This window comes from Rhizobium tumorigenes (assembly GCF_003240565.2).
GTDB lineage: Bacteria > Pseudomonadota > Alphaproteobacteria > Rhizobiales > Rhizobiaceae > Rhizobium > Rhizobium tumorigenes.
In genome coordinates, this window is the sequence record NZ_CP117255.1 from 3,063,442 (window position 1) to 3,087,853 (window position 24,412).

17 protein-coding genes and 1 pseudogene are annotated in these 24,412 nt (G+C 61.0%); 7 read left to right on the plus strand and 11 right to left on the minus strand.

Translation table 11 applies throughout. The annotated features are described in order from the left end of the window. Positions 1-70: 70 nt before the first annotated feature. The 3 genes from PR017_RS15025 to mtgA form a co-directional block, all read right to left on the minus strand. Entirely contained in the window at positions 71-721 is a 651-nt protein-coding gene (locus tag PR017_RS15025) for a glutathione S-transferase family protein (RefSeq protein ID WP_111219504.1), read from the minus strand. Between the two features lie 14 nt (positions 722-735). Then, positions 736-1,458, minus strand: coding sequence for a DUF1868 domain-containing protein (locus PR017_RS15030; protein WP_111219502.1), 723 nt, complete (start codon positions 1,456-1,458; stop codon positions 736-738). 94 nt (positions 1,459-1,552) lie between these two features. After that, the gene (gene mtgA, locus PR017_RS15035) at positions 1,553-2,299 is read right to left on the minus strand and encodes a monofunctional biosynthetic peptidoglycan transglycosylase (RefSeq protein WP_206423163.1); all 747 of its coding nucleotides are present in this window, start codon (positions 2,297-2,299) and stop codon (positions 1,553-1,555) included. Positions 2,300-2,436: 137 nt separating this feature from the next. Here mtgA and PR017_RS15040 point away from each other — a divergent pair, with 137 nt between their 5' ends. Next, the gene (locus PR017_RS15040; RefSeq protein WP_111219500.1) at positions 2,437-3,351 is read left to right on the plus strand and encodes a polyprenyl synthetase family protein; all 915 of its coding nucleotides are present in this window, start codon (positions 2,437-2,439) and stop codon (positions 3,349-3,351) included. A gap of 77 nt (positions 3,352-3,428) precedes the next feature. After that, positions 3,429-4,066: pseudogene (locus PR017_RS15045) on the plus strand (LysE family translocator). Between the two features lie 17 nt (positions 4,067-4,083). Here the strand turns inward: PR017_RS15045 and ispG are convergent. From ispG to PR017_RS15065, 4 genes are all read right to left on the minus strand, one after another. Further along, positions 4,084-5,337 carry a flavodoxin-dependent (E)-4-hydroxy-3-methylbut-2-enyl-diphosphate synthase gene (ispG, locus tag PR017_RS15050; protein ID WP_111219498.1) on the minus strand — a complete coding sequence of 418 codons (1,254 nt, stop codon included), beginning with the start codon at positions 5,335-5,337 and terminating at the stop codon, positions 4,084-4,086. 98 nt (positions 5,338-5,435) lie between these two features. Further along, positions 5,436-6,626 (minus strand): MFS transporter, encoded by a 1,191-nt coding sequence (locus PR017_RS15055; RefSeq protein ID WP_111219496.1) that lies wholly within the window; start codon positions 6,624-6,626, stop codon positions 5,436-5,438. A gap of 200 nt (positions 6,627-6,826) precedes the next feature. Further along, positions 6,827-10,288, minus strand: coding sequence for a pyruvate carboxylase (gene pyc / locus PR017_RS15060; protein WP_111219494.1), 3,462 nt, complete (start codon positions 10,286-10,288; stop codon positions 6,827-6,829). Positions 10,289-10,398: 110 nt separating this feature from the next. Further along, a complete protein-coding gene (locus PR017_RS15065; RefSeq protein WP_111219492.1) occupies positions 10,399-11,139 on the minus strand; it encodes a LuxR family transcriptional regulator in 741 nt (246 codons plus the stop codon). A gap of 353 nt (positions 11,140-11,492) precedes the next feature. Between PR017_RS15065 and PR017_RS15070 the strand changes: the two genes are divergently transcribed. Beyond that, positions 11,493-13,262: a glucan ABC transporter ATP-binding protein/ permease gene (locus PR017_RS15070; protein WP_111219490.1), complete on the plus strand. Its 1,770-nt coding sequence runs from the start codon at positions 11,493-11,495 to the stop codon at positions 13,260-13,262. A gap of 76 nt (positions 13,263-13,338) precedes the next feature. On the opposite strand, the gene PR017_RS15075 is transcribed toward PR017_RS15070, so the two are convergent. Then, on the minus strand, positions 13,339-14,703 hold the full coding sequence (locus tag PR017_RS15075; protein ID WP_111219488.1) for an LLM class flavin-dependent oxidoreductase: 1,365 nt from the start codon (positions 14,701-14,703) through the stop codon (positions 13,339-13,341). Positions 14,704-15,019: 316 nt separating this feature from the next. On the opposite strand from PR017_RS15075, the gene PR017_RS15080 reads away from it, so the two are divergent. The 3 genes from PR017_RS15080 (at position 15,020) to PR017_RS15090 (ending at position 17,374) form a co-directional block, all read left to right on the plus strand. Continuing rightward, positions 15,020-15,739: a GntR family transcriptional regulator gene (locus tag PR017_RS15080; protein ID WP_111219486.1), complete on the plus strand. Its 720-nt coding sequence runs from the start codon at positions 15,020-15,022 to the stop codon at positions 15,737-15,739. Between the two features lie 305 nt (positions 15,740-16,044). Then, positions 16,045-16,758, plus strand: a complete 714-nt coding sequence (locus tag PR017_RS15085; RefSeq protein WP_111220010.1) for a histidine utilization transcriptional repressor HutC — start codon at positions 16,045-16,047, stop codon at positions 16,756-16,758. A 52-nt stretch (positions 16,759-16,810) separates the two neighbouring features. Then, positions 16,811-17,374: a HutD/Ves family protein gene (locus PR017_RS15090; protein WP_111219484.1), complete on the plus strand. Its 564-nt coding sequence runs from the start codon at positions 16,811-16,813 to the stop codon at positions 17,372-17,374. A 14-nt stretch (positions 17,375-17,388) separates the two neighbouring features. Here the strand turns inward: PR017_RS15090 and PR017_RS15095 are convergent, their stop codons facing one another. Then, the gene (locus tag PR017_RS15095; RefSeq protein ID WP_111219482.1) at positions 17,389-17,859 is read right to left on the minus strand and encodes an Lrp/AsnC family transcriptional regulator; all 471 of its coding nucleotides are present in this window, start codon (positions 17,857-17,859) and stop codon (positions 17,389-17,391) included. Between the two features lie 131 nt (positions 17,860-17,990). Here PR017_RS15095 and putA point away from each other — a divergent pair, with 131 nt between their 5' ends. Continuing rightward, positions 17,991-21,683 (plus strand): trifunctional transcriptional regulator/proline dehydrogenase/L-glutamate gamma-semialdehyde dehydrogenase, encoded by a 3,693-nt coding sequence (putA, locus tag PR017_RS15100; RefSeq protein ID WP_240538967.1) that lies wholly within the window; start codon positions 17,991-17,993, stop codon positions 21,681-21,683. Positions 21,684-21,756: 73 nt separating this feature from the next. On the opposite strand, the gene PR017_RS15105 is transcribed toward putA, so the two are convergent. Together PR017_RS15105 and PR017_RS15110 are read right to left on the minus strand one after the other, a co-directional pair. Continuing rightward, positions 21,757-22,215 carry a hypothetical protein gene (locus PR017_RS15105; protein ID WP_111219478.1) on the minus strand — a complete coding sequence of 153 codons (459 nt, stop codon included), beginning with the start codon at positions 22,213-22,215 and terminating at the stop codon, positions 21,757-21,759. 111 nt (positions 22,216-22,326) lie between these two features. Then, positions 22,327-24,153: an IlvD/Edd family dehydratase gene (locus PR017_RS15110; protein WP_111219476.1), complete on the minus strand. Its 1,827-nt coding sequence runs from the start codon at positions 24,151-24,153 to the stop codon at positions 22,327-22,329. Positions 24,154-24,412 lie beyond the last annotated feature (259 nt).

Below are 24,412 nucleotides of genomic sequence, written 5' to 3' on the forward strand. Positions count from 1 at the left end.
CTTATACATCGGGGTTTGGCCTTTGACCAGTCCCTAGCCGCATTTTTTGCGGCAACGGCTGATTCGGGCATCAAGCCTCGTCTTCAGCGACGATCCAGGTTTCTTCCAGCGCCGCCGTCTGCCACTTCTGCCAGGCCGGATGGGCTTTCATGACCGCCATATAGCTCAAAGTATCCTCAGCGACAACCAGGTCATAGGCTTCGAAGCGATTGACGACAGGCGCGAACATCGCATCGGCGGCCGAAAAGGCGCCGAACAGGAAAGGCCCGCCTGATTGCGCCCGCATCTCGCGCCAGATCGTTTCGATCCGCGCCACGTCGATTGCCACGTCATGGGGCTGGTCGAGCAACCGGCGCTTCGGGCGACGGAAGTTCATCGGGCAGGCGTTGCGCAGGCCCCGAAAGCCGGAGATCATCTCCATGGAGATCGACCGCGCCTGCGCCCTGAGAGCTGGGTCTGTCGGCCAGAGACCCGCTTGCGGAAACAATTCGGCGACGTATTCGATGATGGCCAGCGATTCCCAGACCCTGAGGCTCCCGTGGTGCAGCGCCGGAACCCGCGCCGTCGGGGAGATCTCGCGGAAGCGCGGATTGCCTGCCGGAAAATCGAAGCAAACGAGCACTTCCTCGAAAGGCACGCCGCACCCCTGCATCGCCAGCCATGGCCGGAAGGACCAGGACGAATAGTTCTTGTTGGCGATGTAGAGGGTGAGCTTGTCCATGGTGTCGTCCTGTCTCAGGGCTTGAAGTTGAAGACCATCAATTCTTCGAAATGGTTCATGTCGTCGAACGCGCAGAATGCCGGCGGCCTCAACTCGAGGATCGGGCAGCGTTCGAGAACGTCGCTGGCGACCTCGTCGAGCAACTGCTGCCAGCGCGGCAGGGCCTCGTCAGACAGGCGCTCGATGACATAGGCGAAAGTGATATGAAATGCATAGGTATCGTGGTCCGGATGACGATAGCCAAGGAGGTCGGCAAAGGCATCGCGCCACGCCCGCATGATGCGTCGATCCTCTGCCGTCGCGCCGTCGACCAACAGCCCGGCCGGACGGGCTCGGGTGACGCTGACCTTGAAAGGATCGCGCATCGAAAAGGCCTTCAGCCGCTCGCCCATGACCTCAGTTATCTCGTCGATCGGCATGTCGGTCGGCAGGTCCGCCGGCCAGAATTGCCGGTCACGGCGATGTTCGATGATGCCCTGGAAGAGGGTCATGTGCAGGCTGGACATCGCCGTGAAGGTGAATTGCCCGGCCTCCGGCATGGCGAGATATTTGGCGCGCGCGTCGATCAACGTCTGCTGGGTCTCGGATCCCTCGACGACATGGCAGACGATCGTGTTGCCCGGCTCATACTGGAATGTCCCGGAGAGATCAAAGCGCCGCCCCAGATGCACGGAAGGCTCGGGATGGCGGCTCTTGGAATAGAACAGCAGGTCGGGCGACAGGTTTGCGGCATTCATCGGGGCATCCGTATGTTGATGGAGACAATCCGCCCCTTAAGTCACTCGCAAGAATGGCAGATGACAACAGTGTGTCGAGCCACAAGTTCTGATGTCAATCATAAAGGCATTTGATGTAATCGCCGGCGCCCTGTGCACGTCGCTGGATCAGCGCGGCCAGTTGCCTGAGCCCACGGCCAGGCTTGCTGGCAACCCGCTCGATCGGATTTGGCAGCGACACAGCCAGCAGCGCCGCCTGACGGGCAGTCAATCTTGAGGCCGGCACCTTGAAATGGTGCTGGGCGGCGGCCTCGATGCCATAGATGCCGGGACCCCATTCGGCGACATTCAGGTAATTCTCCATCATCCGTCGCTTCGACCAGACAATGGAAGCCGTGACGGCCAGCGGCAGCTCCAGGGTCTTGCGCACGAACGATCGACCGTTCCAGAGAAACAGGTTCTTCACCGTCTGCATCGGAATGGTGCTGCCGCCACGCGTCGATTGGCCGTGCAGCGTATCTGCCACCAGCATCCCCATTTCGCTCCAGTCGACACCTCCATGGGAGCAGAACTGCCCATCTTCCGAAACCATCACCGATTTCACCAGCACCGGCGAGATATGCTCGAAAGACACCCAACGGCGATCGTAGCCGCGCAACAGCACGACATCGCGCAGCATCAGGTTCGAGACAGGATGGATGAAAGGCAGGACATAAAAAAAGATCAGCACATAGGGCAGCAGCAGAAGACCGAGGAGGCCGATGACGACGCGCTGCCAGATGGGACGGCCGAAAAACCAGGCCAACCTGTCCCGTTCTTCAGGCATCTCGTCCTGCTCGTCGTTCTGCGTCGATATGTCCAATTCCGAACGCCCGTCCTCGCCTCTACCTCAACGTCATACCGCCTGCTTCCGGCAATGGCCAGAGTGGGGCTGACAGGCAAAAGATCTCTCCCGACAATTTCGTTGCGAGTATCCGGCACTCATGGCAAACAGCGGCAATGGATAGCACGACCACCCTCTTTGAGCAGCGTCTCAAGGCCAATGCGCTCGAGGTCGAGACCATGCTGGCCGCCCTGCTCGGCGACACGCCGCTCGCGGGCGAGATAGACCGGCCGTCGACACTGCTGGCAGCCATGCGCCACGGCGTCCTCAACGGCGGCAAGCGGCTGCGTCCCTTCCTGGTGCTCGAAACCACGAAACTGCTGGGTGGCGAGCCGCAGCCGGCATTGCGCATCGGCGCGGCCCTCGAGGCGATCCATTGCTACTCGCTGGTGCACGACGACCTGCCGGCGATGGACGATGACGATCTCAGGCGCGGCAAGCCGACCGTGCACATCGCCTTCGACGAGGCGACCGCGATCCTCGCCGGCGACAGCCTGCTGACCTATGCCTTCGATATCATCGCCGCACCGCAGACCGAACTGCCGCCGGCTGACAAGATCGACCTCATCCTCGCCCTGTCACGGGCTGCCGGCATCGGCGGCATGGCAGGCGGACAGGCGCTGGACCTAGCTGCGGAAAAGCAGTCGCCTGGCGAAGAGGGGATCAGGACCCTGCAGGCCATGAAAACAGGCGCGCTGATCCGTTTTGCGTGCGAGGCGGGCGCCATCATCGCCGGCGCTTCCAGCGACGACAGACAGAGGCTGCGGGCGTTCGGCGAGAAGATCGGCCTTGCCTTCCAGCTTGCCGACGACCTTCTCGACCTCACAGCCGACGCCAAGACCATGGGCAAGGCCACCGGCAAGGACGCCGGCCGTGGCAAGGGGACGCTGGTAGCGCTGCACGGGATCACCTGGGGCGAGGAACATCTGGCGCGCCAGGTCCGGGAGGCCGCAGAGCTGCTGGAACCCTATGGACACAAAGCCGCCGTCCTGACGGAGGCCGCCCGTTTCATCGCCAACCGCAAGAGTTGAAGGCAGCCATTCCGAGGCAGTCCGCGCTGCTGAGAGCAAGGCCAAGCCTCGACATCGCCGAACCGGAGTATCGCCGCATGCATGAGACGCTCGCTACCTTCCCCAGATCCTGCCTGCCTATGTGGCCTATCTGATAGCAGTTGCGAGCCCCGGCCCGGCGATCATGGCCATCATTTCCACCTCGATGACCCAAGGTCGCAAGGCCGGCATGACGATCTCGCTTGGTATTTTCGGCGGGTCGATGACCTGGGCCTGCGCGGCAGCACTCGGTCTTGCAACCCTGCTCCAGACCTATGCCACGGCACTGGAAATCCTGAAGATACTCGGCGGCCTCTATCTGCTTTATCTTGCCTACAAGGCTTTTCGCGCCATGCGCTCGCAGATCGACATGCCCGCCGCAAGCGCGGTCAGGAAGGACAGCGCCCGATCGCTCCTGCTTCGTGGCTACGGCATCCACGTCACCAATCCCAAGGCGATTTTCGCCTGGCTGGCGATCATCACCCTCGGCATGCCGCAGGGCGCGCCTGCATCCGTTGCAGCACTGATCATCGGCGGCTGCATGATCATGGGTTTCACGACCTTCATGGGCTACGCGGTGATCTTCTCGACCCCACGCGCCCTGAGTGTCTACAAACGTCTTCGGCGGTGGATTGAAGGCGCAATGGCGACCTTCTATTGCTTCGCCGGGCTGAAGCTGTTGGCCAGCCGCATCTGAGGCCGGCCGGTTTCGGCCTATTCGGCGGCCAGCGTCTTCTGGCCAAAACGCTTTTCGATGTATTCCGCAACCAGCGCCTCGAAATCGGATGCGATGTTCGGGCCACGCAGCGTCATCGCCTTCTGTCCATCGATGAAGACGGGAGCCGCGGGGCTTTCGCCGGTGCCGGGAAGCGAGATACCGATATCGGCGTGCTTGCTTTCGCCGGGACCGTTGACGATGCAGCCCATGACCGCGACGTTAAGCGCTTCGACGCCCGGATATTTCTCGCGCCAGACCGGCATGTTCTTGCGCAGGTCGTTCTGAATGTTCTGCGCCAGTTCCTGGAAAACCGTCGACGTCGTGCGACCGCAGCCCGGACAGGCGGCAACAACGGGCACGAACTGGCGGAAACCCATGACCTGCAGCAGTTCCTGCGCCACCTGGACTTCGCGCGTCCGGTCGCCATTCGGCTCCGGCGTCAGTGACACGCGGATGGTGTCGCCGATGCCGTGCTGCAGGACGTAGCCCATGGCAGCCGACGAGGCGACGATGCCCTTGCTGCCCATGCCGGCTTCGGTGAGCCCGAGATGCAGCGCGTGGTCGGAGCGCTCGGAGAGCATGGAATAGACAGCAATCAAATCCTGAACCTGGCTAACCTTGGCCGAAAGAATAATCCGGTTGCGCGGCAGGCCGATCTCCTCGGCAAGCTGCGCCGAAATTAGCGCCGACTGGACGATAGCCTCGCGTGTGACCTGCCGTGCCGATAGCGGGAAGCCCTCGGCCTGGTTCTTGTCCATCAGCGCGGTGAGAAGATCCTGATCCAGCGATCCCCAGTTGACGCCGATACGGACAGGCTTGGAATAGCGGATCGCCATCTCGACGATCTCGGCGAACTGCTTGTCCTTCTTGTCCTTGAAGCCGACATTGCCCGGATTGATCCGGTACTTGGCCAGCGCCTCGGCGCAATCCGGATGATCGGCCAGCAATTTGTGGCCGATATAGTGAAAATCGCCGATCAGCGGCACGTCGAGACCGAGGCGCACCAGACGGTCGCGAATGCGCGGCACTGCGGCCGCACTTTCGTCGCGGTCGACGGTGATCCGCACCATCTCCGAACCCGCCTTGAAGAGCGCCGCCACCTGCGCCACCGTGCCGTCGATATCAGCGGTATCGGTGTTGGTCATCGACTGAACGACGACGGGCGCGCCGCCGCCGACAATGACGCCGCCGACATCGACGGCAACGCTGGCGCGGCGGGGTTTTGGATCGAATTCGCTCGGTGAAGACATTCTAAGCTCGTGTTGGCGCAAGGGTGCTAGGGCTTTCAGGTGGCGTACCGCGTCCGCCTTGTCAACCATATCAGGTATCACATTTCCCGGCTTGCGCCTCAATGGCCGGACTGCTCTCCGTTGTCGGCATAGCGGGCAAGGCTGGAAAACGCGAGCACGATGAGCAGCAGCAGCGGCAACATCATGAAGACCGCTGAAAAGCCGATATGCTCGGCGGCAAAGCCGATTGCCGAGGGCGCTACCAGCATCCCGGAATAGCCGAGCGTCGTGACCACCGAAATGCCGATGCCAGGCTGCAATCCCGGAATGTTTCCGCCAGCCGAAAAGGCGATCGGCACCATGTTGGAAATGCCGACGCCGCAAAGCGCGAAGCCGAGGATCGCCAGTCCGGCATTCGGCGACAGGGCGGCCATCAGCATCCCAACGATGGCAATCACCGTGCTCACCCGCAGCGTGTTAACGGCGCCGAACCTGTCGCGCACCGCGTCGCCGGCAAAGCGCATGATGGACATCGTCAGCGAGAATGCGGCGAAGGCAAAGCCGGACAGCGTGGGCGTGGCAGCGAATTCCTGGCGAAGATAAAGCGCGCCCCAATCGAGAACGGCGCCCTCGGGAACCATGCAGAAAAGAGCGATCACCCCCAGCAGCCATGGCAGCGGCGTCATCGGCAACTTTGCCTTTTGCTTGACTTCGCCTGGATGCGGCTGATCGCTGAAGATGATCGGCCACGCTGCCACCAGGAAGAGGATGGCGAGACCAGTCGCCACCTCCGCATGCGCAAGCACACCCCAATGGCCGATGAGATAGCCACCGATGCCTGAACCGATGAGGCCGCCAAGGCTCCAGAAGGCATGGCAGGACGACATGATGGCACGGCGCATGGATTTTTCCACCACGACAGCATTCGCATTCATCGCCACGTCCATGGCGCCAACGAACCCGCCGAACAGAAAGAGAGCGATGGCGCCCGTCCAGACATCGGGAACCAGCGACAGGATGATCAGCATCGGCAGAAGCAGGACCGCCGTGACCTTGGCGACGAACTTCGAACCGCGTCCGGCGATCTGGGCACCCGCCACCGGCATCATCACCAGAGACCCGATGCCGAAGAACAGGATCATTAGTCCGAGTTCGAACTTGCTCAGTTGCAGGCGTTCGGCAAATTCCGGAATTTTCGGCGCCCAGCACCCGACGACAAAGCCGTTCAACAGGAACAACAGCGATACAGCCACGCGCGTCCGCGTCAGCCAAGACGTTTTCACGCCGCTTAAAATTTCAGTCGTCTCCACCGATTCTCTCCCCAGCAAATCAGGCCCCACCCTATTTAAATCGATTGAATTCACAAGCGCTGATCGCCTGCGGCAAATTCACGTTTGATCTCCCGGCGTAACCGGAAGCAACTTGCTCGTTTGATCCAGATTTAGCTGCCAATGAAAAAAGGCGACCCCTGCGGGCCGCCTTTGTATCGATTGCAATGCATCTATCCTGCTCAGGCCTTGTAGACAACCAGCAGGTCCTTGGCGTCGATCTGGTCGCCGGCATTGACCAGCACTTCGGCAATGGTGCCATCGGCTTCGGCGTGCAGCGCCGTCTCCATCTTCATCGCCTCGATCGAAACGAGGACGTCACCAGCCTTGATCGCCTGTCCCGCCGTCACGAAGACGCGCGAGATCACGCCCGGCATCGGCGCGCCGACCTGAGCGGCATTGCCTGTTTCGGCCTTGCGGCGCACCGCTCCGCCGGCGGCGCCATGCACGCGGTCAGGCACCTTGATATGACGTGGCTGACCGTTGAGCTCGAAGAATACCGTGACCATGCCCTTCTCGTCGGTACCGGTCATCGCCTGGTTGAGAATAACAAGCGTCTTGCCCTTCTCGATCTCGGCAAACAGCTCTTCGCCTTCGGGAAGGCCATAGAAATAGGCCGGCGTCGGAAGGGCCGAAACCGGACCGTAGGTGTCATGCGCCAGCGCGAAATCGGTGAAGACCTTCGGGTACATCAGGTACGAGGCAAACTCGAAATCGTTGACCTTGCGCTCGATCTTGGTCTCGATCGCCGCCCGCTCGGCATCCAGATCTGCCGCTTCAAGCAGGGAACCGGGGCGAACTGTGTAGGGCTTTTCGCCCTTCAGAGCCTTTTTCTGCAACGCCTCTGGCCAGCCGCCGGGCGGCTGCCCGAGATCGCCCTTCAGCATCGAGACGACCGATTCCGGAAACGAAACGTCCTTGGCCGGGTTGATCACGTCGGCAACGGTCAGGTCCTGGCTGACCATCAGCAGCGCCATGTCGCCAACCACCTTGGAGGACGGTGTCACCTTGACGATATCGCCGAACATCTGGTTGACGTCAGCATAGGTCTGGGCGACCTGATGCCAGCGGCTTTCCAGACCTAGCGAGCGCGCCTGTTCCTTGAGATTGGTGAACTGGCCGCCCGGCATCTCGTGCAGGTAGACCTCCGAGGCCGGCCCCTTCAGGTCGCTCTCGAATGCCGAGTACTGATGGCGCACCGCCTCCCAATAGAAAGAGATACGGCGGATCCATTCGGGATCTAGACCCGGATCGCGCTCGGAAGCGCGCAGCGCTTCGACGATGGAGCCAAGGCACGGCTGCGAGGTATTGCCCGACAGCGCATCCATGGCCGCATCGACGGCATCGACCCCCGCATCGACGGCCGCCAGCACCGTTGCAGCGGCGATACCCGACGTGTCGTGCGTATGGAAATGGATCGGCAGGCTGGTGGCCTCGCGCAGCGCCTTGAACAGCACCGTCGCGGCCGCAGGCTTCAGGAGGCCCGCCATGTCCTTCAACGCGATGATGTGAGCGCCGGCCTTTTCCAGTTCGACCGCCAGGTCCGCGTAGTACTTCAGATCGTATTTTGGCCGTGCGGAATTGAGGATATCGCCGGTGTAGCAGATCGCCGCTTCGCAGAGCTTGTTCTCTTCGATGACCGCATCCATGGACACGCGCATGTTCTCCACCCAGTTCAGGCAGTCGAAGACGCGGAACAGGTCGATGCCGCCCTTGGCCGCCTGGCGGACAAAGTATTTGACGACATTGTCCGGATAGTTCTTGTAGCCAACCCCGTTGGCGCCGCGCAGAAGCATCTGCAGCAAGAGGTTCGGCGCGCCCTCGCGGATCGAGGCCAGCCGCTCCCACGGATCCTCGGTCAGGAAGCGCATCGACACGTCGAAGGTGGCGCCGCCCCAGCATTCGAGCGACAGCAGTTCCGGCAACGCCCGGGCGTAGGTGCCGGCCACCTGGGCGATGTCGAAGGTCCGCATGCGAGTGGCAAGCAGCGACTGGTGCCCGTCGCGCATCGTGGTGTCGGTCACCAGCACACGCTTTTCGTTGCGCATCCATTCGCCGAACTTCTTCGGACCGAGCTGGTCCAGCCTCTGCTTGGTGCCGTCAGGGATCTTGGCGTCGATATAGGGGAGGACAGGCTTGGCGATATTGTCGGACGGCGCGGGACGGCCACGCGCTTCCGGATGTCCGTTGACCGTGACATCGGCCAGATAAGTAAGCAGCTTGGTAGCGCGATCCTGCCGCTTTACTTGCTGGAACAACTCCGGCGTCGTGTCGATGAAACGCGTCGTGTAGGTATTGTCGCGGAATTTCGGGTGGGTGATGATGGCTTCGAGGAAGGTCAGGTTGGTCGCAACGCCGCGAATACGGAATTCGCGAAGAGCGCGATCCATCCGGGCAATGGCCTCATCCGGCGAGGGCGCCCAGGCGGTGACCTTTTCCAGCAGCGGATCGTAGAATCGTGTAACGACGCCGCCGGCATAGGCCGTGCCGCCGTCGAGACGAATGCCGAAGCCGGATGCCTGCCGGTAGGCGGTTATGCGACCGTAATCCGGGATGAAGTTGTGCTCGGGATCTTCCGTCGTGATCCGGCACTGCAGGGCATGGCCGTTCAGCCGGATGTCCTTTTGCGCCGGAACGCCAGAGCCCGGCGTGCCGATGGCAAAGCCGTCGAGGATGTGGATCTGCGCCTTGACGATATCGATGCCGGTAACGACTTCGGTAACGGTGTGCTCGACCTGAATGCGCGGATTGACTTCGATGAAGTAGAATTTGCCCGTGTCCATATCCATCAGATATTCGACCGTACCGGCGCCGACATAGCCGGTGGCGTTGGCAATCTTCAGCGAATAGGTAGCCAGCTCCTGGCGCTGCTCCTCGGTAAGGTAAGGGGCCGGAGCGCGTTCGACGACTTTCTGGTTGCGCCGCTGCACCGAGCAGTCGCGCTCGAACAGATGCACCGCATTTCCATGGGTGTCGCCAAGGATCTGGCTTTCGACATGGCGTGCGCGCTCGACCAGCTTTTCGAGATAGACCTCGTCCTTGCCGAATGCGGCCATCGCCTCGCGCTTAGCCTCGGTAACTTCCTTGGTCAGATCCTTCGGGTCGCGAATGGTGCGCATGCCACGCCCGCCGCCGCCCCATGAAGCCTTGAGCATGATCGGATAACCGATGCTGTCCGCCATCCGTGCAACTTCGGCCATGTCTTCGGGCAGCGGCGCGGTCGCCGGCACGACGGGCACGCCGATCTCGATGGCGAGGTTACGGGCAGCGACCTTGTTGCCGAGGCGCCGCATGGTGTCGCCTGTCGGACCGATGAAGATGATACCGGCTTCTTTACAGGCGTCGACGAATTCCGGGCTTTCCGACAGTAGGCCGTAGCCTGGATGGATCGCATCAGCACCCGACATCTTGGCGACGCGGATGATTTCCTCGATCGACAGGTAGCTTTCGATGGGGCCAAGATCACGTGCGAGGTGCGGGCCGCGGCCGACCTGGTAGCTCTCGTCGGCCTTGAAGCGATGCAGCGCGAGCTTGTCCTCCTCCGCCCAGATGGCCACCGTCTTAATGCCCAGTTCGTTGGCGGCGCGGAATACGCGGATCGCGATCTCGGAACGGTTGGCAACCAGGATTTTGGAAATGGGCAAGGCGATCTCCTCAGGGTCGAAACGAGTATGTTGCACCCGCGAAGAAAATTCTTAGCGCCTTGTCACAAGAAGTTCAATTTCCCCGCGAGCCTGCAAATCAAATTTCTTGATTAGACGATTAAGCCATAGCGGAAAGCTAAAGCGACTATGTTCTGGCGGTTTTTGGCCTTCATCTTGTCCTGGATGCCGTTCATGTACCAATCGACAGTATGATTGGAAATCTTGAGCAGCTTGCTGATCTCCATCGAGGTCAGACCTTCTGCGAGATAGTTGAGAATTTCCATTTCCCGCCGGGTCATCTGTATATCGACCTCCAGGCCTCGCTCGAGCGCTTCGGCCTCGTTCCTCAACTCGAGAATTTTCCAGAAAGCCTTCGAAGCGACGGCATTGAAAAGGCTGACCTCGATCGGCGAAAGATCAATGACGTCGCCGCCCAGCGTCATGGTGCCAAGCAGGCCGTTGCGCCCATGGATGGGAAAGATGTAGCCGTCCAGCATCCCGTGGTTCCGGGCGTCCATCATCATCTGCTCCATCCGCCGGCGATGCGGATCTGCACGAAACACGGCAATGGTATCGCGCCAGCGAAAGGGGCGCTGGGCGCGCGCCAGATAGCGGACGGTTGGGTCGATCAAGACGTATTTCTTAGCGATGTAGAGCGGCGCCCATTTATCTGGCCACTTGCCGGCAAGTACGAGGCTCATAGGGTCGGCGCTTGGTTTTGGCTGTTTAAGCAAGCCGTAATAATCGAATTTGTAAGAATGAACCACGCGTTCCAGTTCGGCAACGACGGCTTCGACAGTGCGGCACTCCTCGAAAATAACCAATAATTGAAGTAGGCAATTAATATTCACAAATACCCCCTGGCGCCCGGGTGCGGCAGCCGCGCCGCCATCGTCAGGCGCGGTAACAACACTTAGCCCATGCAGTTAACCCCCTCATTTTTGCAGGAAATGCGGGAGGCGTCACCCGCGAATTTTCGCGTATTGATCAAAGGTAAGTTATGCAGCGCGAGAGGGCCTGCAAAACAGCGAGACTGACCGGATTGGAGGACCTCGGGGGAGCGGCCTATCGGTGCCCGCAGACCGGTCCTGAGCGACGAAAATGGTGCCGATAACGCCTTGTCGGGATTCGTTAATCGCCGGTTCAGGTAGCAAATCGTAAAGCTGGCAACATCGGAATTCGCAGATGCACAAGAGGTATCGACGTGTCGCTTTTAAGAGTTTACGCAAGAGCTTTGCAATATCTTGCCGCCTACCGGCTCCGCGTTTCTTTTGTCGTGCTCGCAAACATCGTGCTTGCCGCAATCACCATCGTTGAGCCAATCCTGTTCGGCAAGATCATCGATGCCATGTCTTCCAAGGCGCCGGTGCAGCCGATCCTCATCATGTGGGGCGCCTTTGCCGTATTTAACACGATCGCCTTTGTGGTGGTGGCGCGTGAAGCCGACCGCCTGGCGCATGGCCGCCGCGCCACGCTGCTGACCGAAGCCTTTGGCCGCATCATTTCTATGCCGCTGTCCTGGCACAGCAAGAACGGCACGTCCGCTGCGCTGCATACTCTGCTGCGTGCTTGCGAAACGCTGTTCGGCCTGTGGCTGGAATTCATGCGCAACCATTTGTCGACGGTCGTCGCGCTTGCCCTTCTAATCCCGACCGCCATCTCGATGGACGTCCGTCTGTCAGCTGTGCTCGGCGTGCTCGGCGTTGCATACTGGCTGATCGGCCGTGTCGTCATGAGCCGCACCAAGGATGGTCAGGCTTCTGTCGAAGATCACTATCACACGGTATTTTCGCATGTCAGTGACTCGATCAGCAACGTCTCCGTGCTGCACAGCTACAACCGCATCGAAGCTGAAACCCGCTCGCTGAAGGCATTTGCTGATCGCCTGCTGGCTGCGCAGTATCCTGTTCTCGACTGGTGGGCACTTGCCAGCGCCCTGAACCGCATGGCCTCGACCATTGCCATGATGATCATCCTGATCATCGGCACCACCCTGGTCCAGGCCGGTAGCCTGCGCGTCGGCGACGTCATTGCCTTCATCGGCTTTGCCAACCTCTTGATCGGCCGTCTCGACCAGATGCGCATGTTCGCCACCCAGATTTTCGAAGCCCGTGCCAAACTGGTTGACTTCTACGCCTTGGAAGACTCCGTTCGTGAGCGTGAAGAGCCAGCCGGCCTGGCCGAGATCAAGGACGTCAAGGGCGATGTCGAGTTCCGCAACGTCTCGTTCGGCTTCGGTGGCGAAAGCTCGCAGGGTCTGCACGACGTCAACTTCACGGTCAAGGCTGGCCAGACGGTCGCAATCGTCGGCCCGACCGGCGCCGGCAAGACGACGCTCGTCAACCTGCTCCAGCGCGTCTTCGACCCGCAGGTCGGCCAGATCCTCGTCGATGGTACGGATATCTCGAAGGTCACCCGCAAGTCGCTGCGCCGCAGCATTGCCACGGTCTTCCAGGATGCCGGTCTGCTGAACCGCTCGATCAGCGACAACATCCGCCTAGGCCGTGAAGATGCGACGATCGAGCAGGTCATGGAAGCTGCCAATGCTGCTGCCGCTGCCGACTTCATCGAGACACGCGATGATGGCTACGACACCCGGGTGGGCGAACGCGGCAACAAGCTCTCCGGCGGCGAACGCCAGCGGATTGCCATCGCCCGCGCCATCCTCAAGGACGCCCCGATCCTGGTCCTCGACGAAGCAACCAGCGCGCTGGATGTTGAAACTGAAAACCGCGTCAAGGCGGCCATCGACAACCTGCGCCAGAACCGCACGACGTTCATCATCGCCCACCGTCTTTCGACTGTCCGCGAAGCCGATATCGTCCTCTTCCTGGAAAATGGCCGGGTCGTGGAAAACGGCAGCTTCGACGATCTGAGCAAGAGCAACGGCCGCTTCGCAGCCCTGCTGCGGGCCAGCGGCATCCTCACGGACGAAGAAGTCCGCAAGGCACACACCACTCACGAAGCCGCCTAGGGCTTAAGATCAAACAAAATAGAAAAGGCCGGAAGGATGATCTCCCTGCGGCCTTTTTTGCATCTCGGTTTACTGATTACAGGCTTCGAAAAGACGCCCCCGCGTGCCGCGATGGAAGGCGGTTGCCCTCGCCGAATAGTCGGTTTCGCAACGATCCCTCCGCATATTCCGTCTTGTAGATGCCGCGATCCTGCAGCGCCGGCACCACGTATTCGATGAAGTCCTCGTAGCTCTCCGGCATCACCGTCCGCGTCAGGTTGAAGCCGTCGATCTCACCTTCGACGATCCAGTCCTGGAGCTCGTCGGCAACCTCCGAGCCATCACCGACGATGGTCGGATAGCGTCCGCCAATTGTCATTTCAGCGAGCAACTGCCGTCTCGTCCAGCCGCGTTGCTGGGCGACCTGCGCTGCAGATTGGCTGGCATTGGACGGGCCGCCATAGGCAATGGTTTCGTCCAGCCCGTAGCGGGAAAAATCGACGCCGGTGCTTGCCGAAAAATGCGCCAGACCGGCCTCCGGGTTGGCATAGCGCAGATAGTCCGCATATTTTTCCTGAGCCGCCTTCGATGTGCGGTCGGCAACCACCGTGATGCCGACAAGGATCTTGATGTCGTTGGCGCGTCGCCCGGCTGCCACCAGTTCCTCTCGCAGCAGGCGCGACGTCTTGCGTGCTGCCGCCTTGTCGGTCGCGGTGATGAAAACGCATTCGGCATGACGGATCGCAAATTGCCGCCCTCGCCCCGAAGTCCCTGCCTGATAAATGACAGGCGTCCGCTGGATCGACGGCTCGCTGAGATGATAGCCGCTCATCTGGTAGAAAGGCCCGTCATGGCTGACGGCACGCACCTTTGACGGGTCGGCATAGATGCGGGCTTCGCGGTCTGCCCGGACCGCGTCGTCGGCCCAGCTGCCTTCCCAGAGCTTGTAGAGTACCTCGAGGTAGTCGTCCGCGCTGTCGTAGCGTGAGTCGTGGGCAGCTTGAGCGTTCTGGCCGAGCGCCCGCGCGGCGCTGTCGAGATAACCGGTGACGATATTCCAGCCGATCCGCCCGCCGGTCAGATGGTCGAGCGTCGACATGCGGCGCGCGAAGAGATACGGGGCCTCGGCATTGACGTTGACCGTCACCCCGAAGCCCAGATGCTTGGTGACCGCAGCCATGCCGGATATCAGCAGCGAAGGATCGTTGAGCGGCAGTTGGATCGCTTCGCGCAGCGTCAGATCCACAGAGCTATCGTAGACATCATAGACGCCGAGGATATCGGCAAGGAAGACACAATCGAACAGGCCGCGCTCCAGGGTCTTGGCGAGCGATGTCCAATGGTCCAGCGTCTTATACTCGACGGACCGGTCACGGGGATGGGTCCACAGGCCGTGGTTGATATGGCCCACCGAGTTCATGGTGAAGGCATTGAGGACGATATGCTTCTTTCCAGTCGTCATCGACAAGCCACCAGTCCCTTTTGCTGAACAATTTCAGACCCCATGACATCCCTCCGCGCAACGAACACGGCTGCCGGATGGCGCCGCTGCGCGATCATAGGGTCGATGACAGCCCCGACAAAGGGGGGCGTTCTCTCCAACATGCTTCCTGTGAAAAATTCGACTCATTTTGCCCGTAACCGAGCAATTCTCGAAGCCTCGGTCGCCACACTACAGCAACTGTCGAAATCAGGCATGATCAGTCGAGGCAATTGGCATTGCGATCAGTTGCCCGCTATATGTCGGTGCGGACCCTGAACATAAAATCGAGGCCTTGATGGCAAAGACCGAGACAGACGACAGCGAGGAAACAGCGCGCGTGCGCGGTTCCGGCACGCAGAGCGTATACGCCGCGTTGCGCGGAGAAATCCTCGCGATGGTGCTGGCGCCCGGCAGTCCGCTGGATGAGGTGCGATTATCCGAGCGTTTCAAGATGTCGCGCACACCCATCCGCGAAGCGCTTCTGCGCCTGGCAGCCGATGGCTTTGTCACGACGCTGCCGAACCGTAACACCATCGTCGCCACCATAGATTTTGCAACGCTGCCGACCTATTTCGAAGCGCTGGCGCTGATGTACCGCGTGACTACCCGTGGGGCTGCGCTGCGTGGCAAACCTGCAGCCATGGCGAAAATCCGTGCCCACCAGAACCAGTTCGCCGCGGCCGTCGAGGCGCGCGACGCCTTTGCGATGATCGAGGCAAATCGGGAATTTCACGTGGCGATCGCCGAACTCGGCGGGAATGCCTACTACACCAATTTCTTTGCCCGGCTGCTCGACGAGGGCCGGCGCATCCTCAGGCTTTATTATTCCACCTTCGACGATCGTCTGCCCCGCCAGTATGTCGATGAACACGAGGAAATGATTGCCGCCATCGAGACGGGCGATGTCGAGCGCGCCGACAGGCTGGCCATCGATCACGCCGCCCAGATCGTTCGCCAGATCCAGGATTATGTCGCGCGCCACCTGCAGGAGCCGATCGATCTCAAGATCGGCTGATGGGGAAACTTTGAATTCGGAGAGCTTTTAGGGACGGCCACGTCGTTTCGCAGCAGCAGGAGAGACGTCAATCTACCCGCCCGATCCTACCCTAAAGCTGATAGCGATCGCGCCCTGCCCTTTCGGACGGGTGGCTTTTGGCAGATTTTTCGCGGCAGCGATATGGCAAATCGCAGCTCTGCTAAAATGTGGAGTTTTTTTCAAAAGCATATACAAACCGAACAGAGGTGACGCCGCTTGCGTTCGATAGCGGCACGAGCATCGGTCGCGCACGGCGATCGCTGCACTGCGGACCGGGGATTGTATTGAAGTCCATCCATCAGAGCATTTACGACGACATCGAGACCAAGATCATGGACGGCACCTGGCAGCCGGGCCAGCGCATCCCGTTCGAACACGAGCTGGAACGGGAGTACGGTTGCTCCCGGATGACCGTCAACAAGGCGCTCACGGCTCTTGCCGACCGCGGCATGATCCTGCGCAAGCGCCGCGCCGGTTCCTTCGTCGCACCGCCGCAGATCGACCGGACCGTGATGGAGATCCAGGACATCGGCGCGGACGCCCGGACTGCCGGGCACGACTACACATTCCGGATCCTGTCGAGCAAGATCGAGCGCCTTGGCCCGTCGGAGGCCCTGAAACTCGGCGAGGAGGCCGGCAAGGAACTGTTGCGGCTCACCTGCCTTCACATCGTCGACCACAAGCCGCATGCTATCGAGCACCGGGTTATCATGCTGGACACTGTGCCGCGCGCGCGCTTCGAGACATTCGAGACTAAGCCGCCCGGCAGTTGGCTGCTGGAGCAGGTTCCGTGGTCGGAGGCCCGGCACGTCATCAGGGCAGTTGCCGCGGACGGCAGCACGGCAAAAACTCTCGATATGCAGAAGGGAGAGCCCTGCCTCGTGCTATCCCGCCAGACATGGCAGAGCGGCCGCACCGTGACGTTTGCTGAAATCATTCATCCCGGCGACCGCTATCAGTTCGCAGGTGTCTTCCGCCCGTTGAGTGCAACAGCGTAGGCGCCCTACAATCTTATAGACATTAGCCGATAAACCGAACCAAGGGACCAGCATGATCGTCCTTCGTCTCAACGACTACAAGCGGATGCCCTGGAAAAACGGCGGCGGGGAAACGCTGGAAATCGCGGTCATGGCATCGGCTGTGCAGAACGCCGATTTCGACTGGCGGATCAGCATGGCAACCGTCGCCTCCGACGGCCCTTTCTCACGCTTTCCGGGGATAGACCGCATCCTCACGGTTATCGACGGCGATGCCATGGAGCTTTCGGTCGAGGGCCGCGCGCCGGCGATGCTCGACCAAAACACCGCGCCCTATGGTTTTCCGGGCGACGCCGTGACCTCCGGTCGCCTGCGGGATGGCCCGATCGCCGATCTGAATGTGATGGCGAGACGCGGGATTGCGCATTCTGTCAAAAGGATCGAGGCCTGCGACCTGCCGCAATCGGAAGCGATGTCTCAGACCTCGTTTCTGTTTGCGCTGGCGCCGATGGCATTCCGTGTCGGACTGGAAGAGATCGCGCTGCAGCGACACGACACGCTGGATCTGTCGGGCGCAATGATGGCGGATATTGTCGTCGAGACATCCGGTGAAGGCCTGCTCATCGCCATAGGTTGAGGAAAGCGAGCGCATCAGATGCCGCTCTCCTTGATCGCCTGCATCACAACGAAGGTCGATGTACTCGCGACATGCGGCAGGCTGGAAATCTTCTCGCCGAGCACCTGCCGGTATTTCCTGACGTCCGACGTGCGGACCTTCAGCAGATAGTCGAACTGGCCGGCAATCATATGGCACTCCTCGACTTCCTTGATCTTCGCGACCCGGCTGTTGAATTCCTCCAACGCCTTCTCGCGCGTATCGGACAGCTTCACTTCGGCGAAAGCGATGTGATCGAGGCCAAGTTTCTGCGGATCGAGCCTGGCATGGAAGCCAAGAATATAGCCGTCTTCCATCAGCCGTTTCAGTCGCACCTGGCAGGGTGTTTTCGAAAGACCCACCCTTTTCGACAGGTCGGTGATCGTCATCCGCCCGTCTTCGACAAGTGCATCCATGATTTTTCGATCAAGATGATCGATTTCACCGCTATTGGCCTCATCAGGCATCGATTTCACCATAAAAGCATAACTAATCGGAGAAACTGCAACATCAGGGCCAACTATAAGGGCAGATCGACTTCGGCCACAATGCTATAAACGATTCACGTGAAATCACGCATTTGGCAGGGATGACCGCGATGCAGACAGCCGTTCCCGAGAAGACCGTCGAAACCGCTGGCAGCACGCCGATATTTGCGGATTTTGCCCCACCCGTTTTTCCGCCCGCACCCCTGCGCAAGGCGATCACCGCCGCCTATCGCCTTCCGGAAGCGGAATGCGTACCGCGACTGGTGGAAGCGGCAACGCTGCCCGAAGATATCCGCGCCACCGCACGCCAGACTGCCACCAAGCTGATCGTCGCCCTGCGCGCCAAACATAAAGGCTCCGGCGTAGAGGGACTGGTGCATGAATATTCGCTCTCCAGCCAGGAGGGCGTGGCTCTCATGTGCCTTGCAGAGGCCCTGCTGCGCATTCCGGATACTGCGACGCGTGACGCACTGATCCGCGACAAGATCGCCAATGGCGATTGGCGCTCGCATATCGGCGGCGGTCGCTCGCTCTTCGTCAATGCCGCCACCTGGGGCCTCGTCGTCACCGGCAAGCTGACTTCGACCGTCAACGATCCCGGCCTGTCTGCGGCGCTCACGCGGCTGATCGCCCGGGCCGGCGAACCGGTGATCCGCCGCGGCGTCGACATGGCCATGCGGATGATGGGCGAGCAGTTCGTCACCGGCGAAACCATCGACGAGGCGCTGCGGCGCTCGCGTGCGCTGGAAGCCAGAGGTTTCGGCTATTCCTACGACATGCTGGGAGAAGCCGCGACGACGGCAGCCGATGCGAAACGCTATTTTGCCGACTACGAAAATGCCATCCATGCCATCGGCAAGGCATCCGCCGGCCGCGGCATTTATAGCGGCCCGGGCATCTCCATAAAGCTGTCAGCCCTGCACCCGCGCTATTCGCGCGCCCAGAGCACCCGCGTCATGACCGAACTGCTGCCGGCCGTCAAAAAGCTGGCTCTCATTGCAAAAGGCTACGATATCGGCCTCAACATCGACGCGGAGGAGGCCGATCGCCTCGAACTGTCGCTCGACCTGCTCGAAGCCCTGCGCCTCGATCCCGATCTATCCGGCTGGAACGGCATGGGTTTCGTCGTCCAGGCCTATGGCAAACGCTGCCCCGCTGTACTCGACTTCATCATCGATCTCGCAGAGCGGGCCAAGCACCGCATCATGGTCCGTCTCGTCAAGGGTGCCTACTGGGATGCTGAAATCAAGCGCGCGCAGGTCGACGGCCTTGCTGATTTCCCGGTCTATACTCGCAAGATCTACACAGACGTCTCCTATATCGCCTGCGCGAAAAAGCTGCTGGCATCGCAGGAACGCGTGTTCCCCCAGTTCGCCACCCACAATGCCCAGACGCTGGCAACGATCCACGCCATGGCCGGCCCCGCCTTCAAGGTCGGCGACTATGAATTCCAGTGCCTGCACGGCATGGGCGAGCCGCTCTATGACGAGGTCGTCGGCAGCAGCAATCTCGACCGACCGTGCCGCATCTACGCTCCTGTAGGCACTCATGAAACGCTGCTCGCCTACCTCGTCCGACGGCTGCTCGAAAACGGAGCCAATTCCTCCTTCGTCAACCGAATCGCCGATCCGGCCATCTCCGTCGACGAACTGACGGCCGATCCCGTCGAAATCGTCCGCGCAATGCCAACAGTCGGCGCCCGTCATGAGCAGATCAAGCGCCCTGCCGATCTCTACGGCGAACGTCGCAACTCCGCTGGACTCGATCTCTCAGACGAAACCACGTTGTCCGAATTGTCGAGCGTGCTGCGCGAAGGCACGAAAGTCGAATGGACCGCAGCCCCTGCGCACGGCAGCGGCAACCCTGCCCAGCCTGTCCGCAACCCCGCAGACAACAGCGACATCGTTGGCACCGTCAAGGAGGCCACCGACTCCGAGGTGCAGCAGGCCGTGACCCTCGCCACTGCCGCCACCGCATCCTGGAGCGCCACGCCAACGGCCGAACGTGCCGCGTGCCTGTTACGCGCCGCCGACCTGCTGCAGCAGCGGATGCCGGACCTTTTGGGACTGATCATGCGCGAGGCCGGCAAATCCCTGCCGAACGCCATCGGTGAAGTGCGGGAAGCAATCGATTTCCTGCGCTACTACGCCGAGCAGGCCAACCGTACAATAGGCCTGGCGCACCACGCTCTCGGTCCAATCGTCTGCATCAGCCCCTGGAATTTTCCATTGGCCATTTTTGCCGGTCAGATTGCGGCGGCTCTGGTCGCAGGCAATCCGGTGCTGGCAAAACCTGCCGAAGAGACGCCGCTCATTGCCGCCGAAGCGGTGCGTATCCTGCATCAGGCAGGCATTCCGGGAGATGCCCTGCAGTTGCTGCCCGGCGACGGCCGGGTCGGTGCCGCATTGGTCGGAAACGAGGCCATTGCCGGCGTCATGTTCACCGGCTCGACAGATGTAGCCCGGCTGATCCAGGCACAGCTCGCAAACCGCCTCTCGGAGAATGGCAAGCCAATTCCCTTCATCGCCGAAACAGGCGGCCAGAACGCCATGATCGTCGACAGTTCGGCCCTTGCCGAACAGGTGGTCGCCGACGTCATCGCCTCGGCTTTCGACAGCGCCGGTCAGCGCTGCTCGGCATTGCGCGTCCTCTGCCTGCAGGATGAGGTGGCTGACCGTGTGCTCGACATGCTGAAGGGCGCCCTCAACGAGCTCGTCATCGGCCGCACCGATAGCCTGGCTGTCGACATCGGCCCGGTGATCACGGCTGAAGCGAAAAGCAACATCGAAACGCATATCGACGCCATGCGCGGCATCGGCGCCGAAGTCGAGCAGCTCGCCCTGACAGCCGCCACCGCAAACGGCACGTTCGTTCCGCCGACGATCATCGAACTCCGCCAGCTGTCGGACCTGAAGCAGGAAGTCTTCGGCCCCGTACTGCACGTGCTGCGCTATCGGCGCGACGATCTCGACCGGCTGATCGACGATATCAACGCCACCGGCTACGGCCTGACTTTTGGTCTGCATACCCGACTGGACGAAACCATTGCCCATGTGACAAACCGCGTCAAAGCCGGCAATCTCTACGTCAACCGCAACATCATCGGCGCTGTCGTCGGCGTGCAGCCGTTTGGCGGCAGAGGGCTATCCGGCACCGGCCCCAAGGCAGGCGGTCCGCTCTATCTCGGCCGCCTGGTGTCGACACCGCCAGTGCCCCCGCAGCACAGCTCTGTCCACACCGATCCGGCGCTGCTCGATTTCGCCAAATGGCTGGATGGAAAAGACGCCAAGGCCATCGGTAGCGCTGCCCGCGAGAGCGGCCTGTGGTCAGCCCTTGGCCTGATATCGGAGCTTGCCGGCCCGGTCGGCGAGCGTAACCTCTACGCCCTCCATCCACGCGGAACGATCCTGTTGATGCCGGAGACAGTGGACGGACTTTACCGGCAGCTCTCCGCTGTGCTCTCAACCGGTAACAACGCCATCATCGACGCATCGACCGGGTTGGAAGCAGCACTGGAGGGCTTGCCAGCCAGCGTTTCGTCCAGGTTTTCCTTCAGTCCTGACTGGACAGCATCGGGGCCGTTTGCAGGTGCGCTGATCGAAGGCGAGGCGGAGCGTATCCGGGCTATTAATACCGCGATCGCCCAGCTACCGGGGCCGCTGATCATTGTCCAGGCCGCATCGAGCCTGGAGCTGTCAGACAAACCCGACAGCTATTGCCTGCACTGGCTGCTGGAAGAGGTCTCGACCAGCATCAACACTACAGCCGCCGGCGGTAATGCCAGCCTGATGTCGATCGGCTAATCGGCTAGACACCGGTTTGAAAAGTGGCCGCTCGAGGCGGCCACCGATAGCCGTCTTGGAGGATAGGCCGGAATTACTCAGGCGCCTTCTGGGTCTGCGTGCACTCGGTCAGGCCTGTGAACGCCTTCTCGACACCCTCGAGCGGAAACTCGACGCTGTTAGTATTGGCCTTGACCGCGAGCGTCTTGCCCGTCGTGAACGCCGTGACGGCCTCGGTGGTGTTCGGCACGTCGATGGTGGCGGTGGCGTCGGTATCCGCGGTCGAGGAGAAGTCGGTCGGAACCCCACCATCCACAGACCACGTACCTTTCACCTCATCGCCCTTGGCAATGGTGAACTTCGGCGAATTGGCAAACAGCACAACCTTGTCGCCGACGGCGAGCAGGCCTACCCCGGCATCGATGTTCTGCGCCAGGCAGCCGGTAAAACTATCGCCATCCTTCAACGGCATGACCGCAAAATCGGCGGCATCGGCAGCACCGGAAAGCAACAGGGCGACGAGCGCCATGCTGAAGAATTTGAACCTGTTCACGAATGTTTCCTTTGTGGGAGAGGTTTGGGAATTCGGTACGACACGGCATCCACGAGCCAAGAAAGCCTGTGCGAATGAGTGCCGGACAGCGGTGGCCACCCGCTGCAATGCTTAGTGATTATCGCGCGGAATGCCCTTGGTCTGGGCGATACGCTGGTAGTTGACTGCCGGCTCGAGCACCGCACCGGTTTCCAGCTGGCCGACATAGGCGCGCTGTATTTCCTGCCACGGCGTCTGGCTTTCGGGATAGGCATAGCCACCGGCAGCCTCAAGCGCCCGACGCCTTGATGCCAGTTCCTCATCGTCGACAAGGATATTGGCCGATCCCTTGTTGAGATCGATACGCACAATGTCGCCGGTGCGCAGCAGCGCCAGTGTACCGCCGGCTGCGGCTTCCGGTGACGCATTGAGAATCGACGGCGAGCCTGACGTGCCGGACTGGCGTCCATCACCGATACAGGGCAATGAGTTGATACCCTGCTTCAGCAGATAATCGGGCGCCCGCATGTTGACGACCTCGGCGGCGCCGGGATAGCCGATGGGACCGGCACCGCGCATGAACAGGATGCTCTTGAGGTCGATCGCGAGCGCCGGATCGTCGATCCGCGCATGATAATCCTCAGGCCCGTCAAAGACGATCGCCCGGCCGGTAAACGCATTCGGGTCTTCGGGATTGGAGAGATAGTGCGCCCGGAATTCCGGCGAGATGACGCTGGTCTTCATGATCGCCGATGAGAAAAGATTGCCTCGCAACACCCGGAAACCGGCTCGCTCCTTCAAGGGACGCTCGAATGGGCGGATGACCTTTTCGTCTTCTGTCCTGGAATTCGAATAGTTCTCGCCGACAGTGCGGCCATTCACGGTCATCGCATGGGTGTCGAGCAGGCCGTGCTTGATAAGCTCGCCCATCACGGCCGGCACGCCGCCGGCGTGATAATAATCCTCGCCCAGATATTCGCCGGCCGGCTGCAGGTTGACCAGCAGGGGAACATCCTCGCCGTGGGTCTGCCAGTCGTCGATATCGAGCGCCACGCCGATATGCCGGGCAAGCGCATTCAGATGGATCGGCGCATTCGTCGAGCCGCCGATGGCGGAGTTCACCTTGATCGCATTGATGAAGGCTTCGCGGGTAAGGATGTCCGACGGTTTCAGATCCTCGCGAACCATCTCGACGATCCTGAGGCCCGTTTCGTAGGAGATCTCCTGGCGGTCGCGATAGGGAGCCGGGATCGCGGCGGCACCGGGCAGCTGCATGCCGAGCGCTTCGGCCAGCGAATTCATCGTCGTCGCTGTGCCCATGGTGTTGCAATAGCCGGTCGACGGCGCCGAGGAAGCAACGAGCTTCAGAAACCCCTTCTGATCGATTTCACCCTTGGCCAGAAGCTCGCGTGCCTTCCAGATAATGGTGCCGGAGCCCGTGCGCTCGCCGCGAAACCAACCGTTCAGCATCGGACCGACGGAGAGCGCGATGGCCGGAATGTTGACCGTGGCCGCCGCCATCAGACAGGCCGGCGTCGTCTTGTCGCAACCGATTGTCAGCACCACGCCGTCCAGCGGGTAGCCATAGAGCACTTCGACCAGACCGAGATAGGAGAGGTTGCGGTCGAGCCCCGCCGTTGGTCGTTTGCCGGTCTCCTGGATCGGATGGACCGGAAATTCGATGGCGATGCCGCCGGCGTCGCGGATGCCCTCGCGGACGCGCTTGGCGAGCTCGATATGGTGGCGGTTGCAGGGTGACAGGTCCGAGCCAGTCTGCGCAATACCGATAATCGGCCGCCCCGACTGCAGCTCGTCGAGGCTGAGGCCGAAGTTCATGTAGCGCTCGAGATAGAGGGCCGTCATGTCCGGATTTTGCGGATTGTCGAACCAGGCGCGCGAGCGCAGAGGCACGTCGTCCGGCAGCGGGGTCGGAACGGAAGGGGGTGTTTTCTTGTCCATGACGGTATCCACGATTGGCGATGAATCAACCACCAGATTACTGGATCGTGGTGGATTGTATAAGCCAATTCGTGCGGCGATGCGGAGTGCAGATCGCCGATTGCACCAATCTTGAGCCATCCTGTTTCAGGAACGACATCGGGGCGTTGACCAGCCGCAAACGGCACCGCATGTCAGGCAAGCGGTGCCGTCCGGTCTCTCTATTAGGCAGTGTCCCCATAAACGGGGTTCATCTTATTGACGGTGTGTGATTCAATCT

What these genes read in the sequence shown, in the direction of transcription:
- PR017_RS15025 (WP_111219504.1), bottom strand. Translation starts at nt 721, where the DNA reads ATGGACAAGCTCACCCTCTACATCGCCAACAAGAACTATTCGTCCTGG.
- PR017_RS15030 (WP_111219502.1), bottom strand. Translation starts at nt 1,458, where the DNA reads ATGAATGCCGCAAACCTGTCGCCCGACCTGCTGTTCTATTCCAAGAGC.
- PR017_RS15040 (WP_111219500.1), top strand. Translation starts at nt 2,437, where the DNA reads ATGGATAGCACGACCACCCTCTTTGAGCAGCGTCTCAAGGCCAATGCG.
- ispG (WP_111219498.1), bottom strand. Translation starts at nt 5,337, where the DNA reads ATGTCTTCACCGAGCGAATTCGATCCAAAACCCCGCCGCGCCAGCGTT.
- PR017_RS15075 (WP_111219488.1), bottom strand. Translation starts at nt 14,703, where the DNA reads ATGACGACTGGAAAGAAGCATATCGTCCTCAATGCCTTCACCATGAAC.
- PR017_RS15080 (WP_111219486.1), top strand. Translation starts at nt 15,020, where the DNA reads ATGGCAAAGACCGAGACAGACGACAGCGAGGAAACAGCGCGCGTGCGC.
- PR017_RS15090 (WP_111219484.1), top strand. Translation starts at nt 16,811, where the DNA reads ATGATCGTCCTTCGTCTCAACGACTACAAGCGGATGCCCTGGAAAAAC.
- PR017_RS15095 (WP_111219482.1), bottom strand. Translation starts at nt 17,859, where the DNA reads ATGCCTGATGAGGCCAATAGCGGTGAAATCGATCATCTTGATCGAAAA.
- putA (WP_240538967.1), top strand. Translation starts at nt 17,991, where the DNA reads ATGCAGACAGCCGTTCCCGAGAAGACCGTCGAAACCGCTGGCAGCACG.
- PR017_RS15110 (WP_111219476.1), bottom strand. Translation starts at nt 24,153, where the DNA reads ATGGACAAGAAAACACCCCCTTCCGTTCCGACCCCGCTGCCGGACGAC.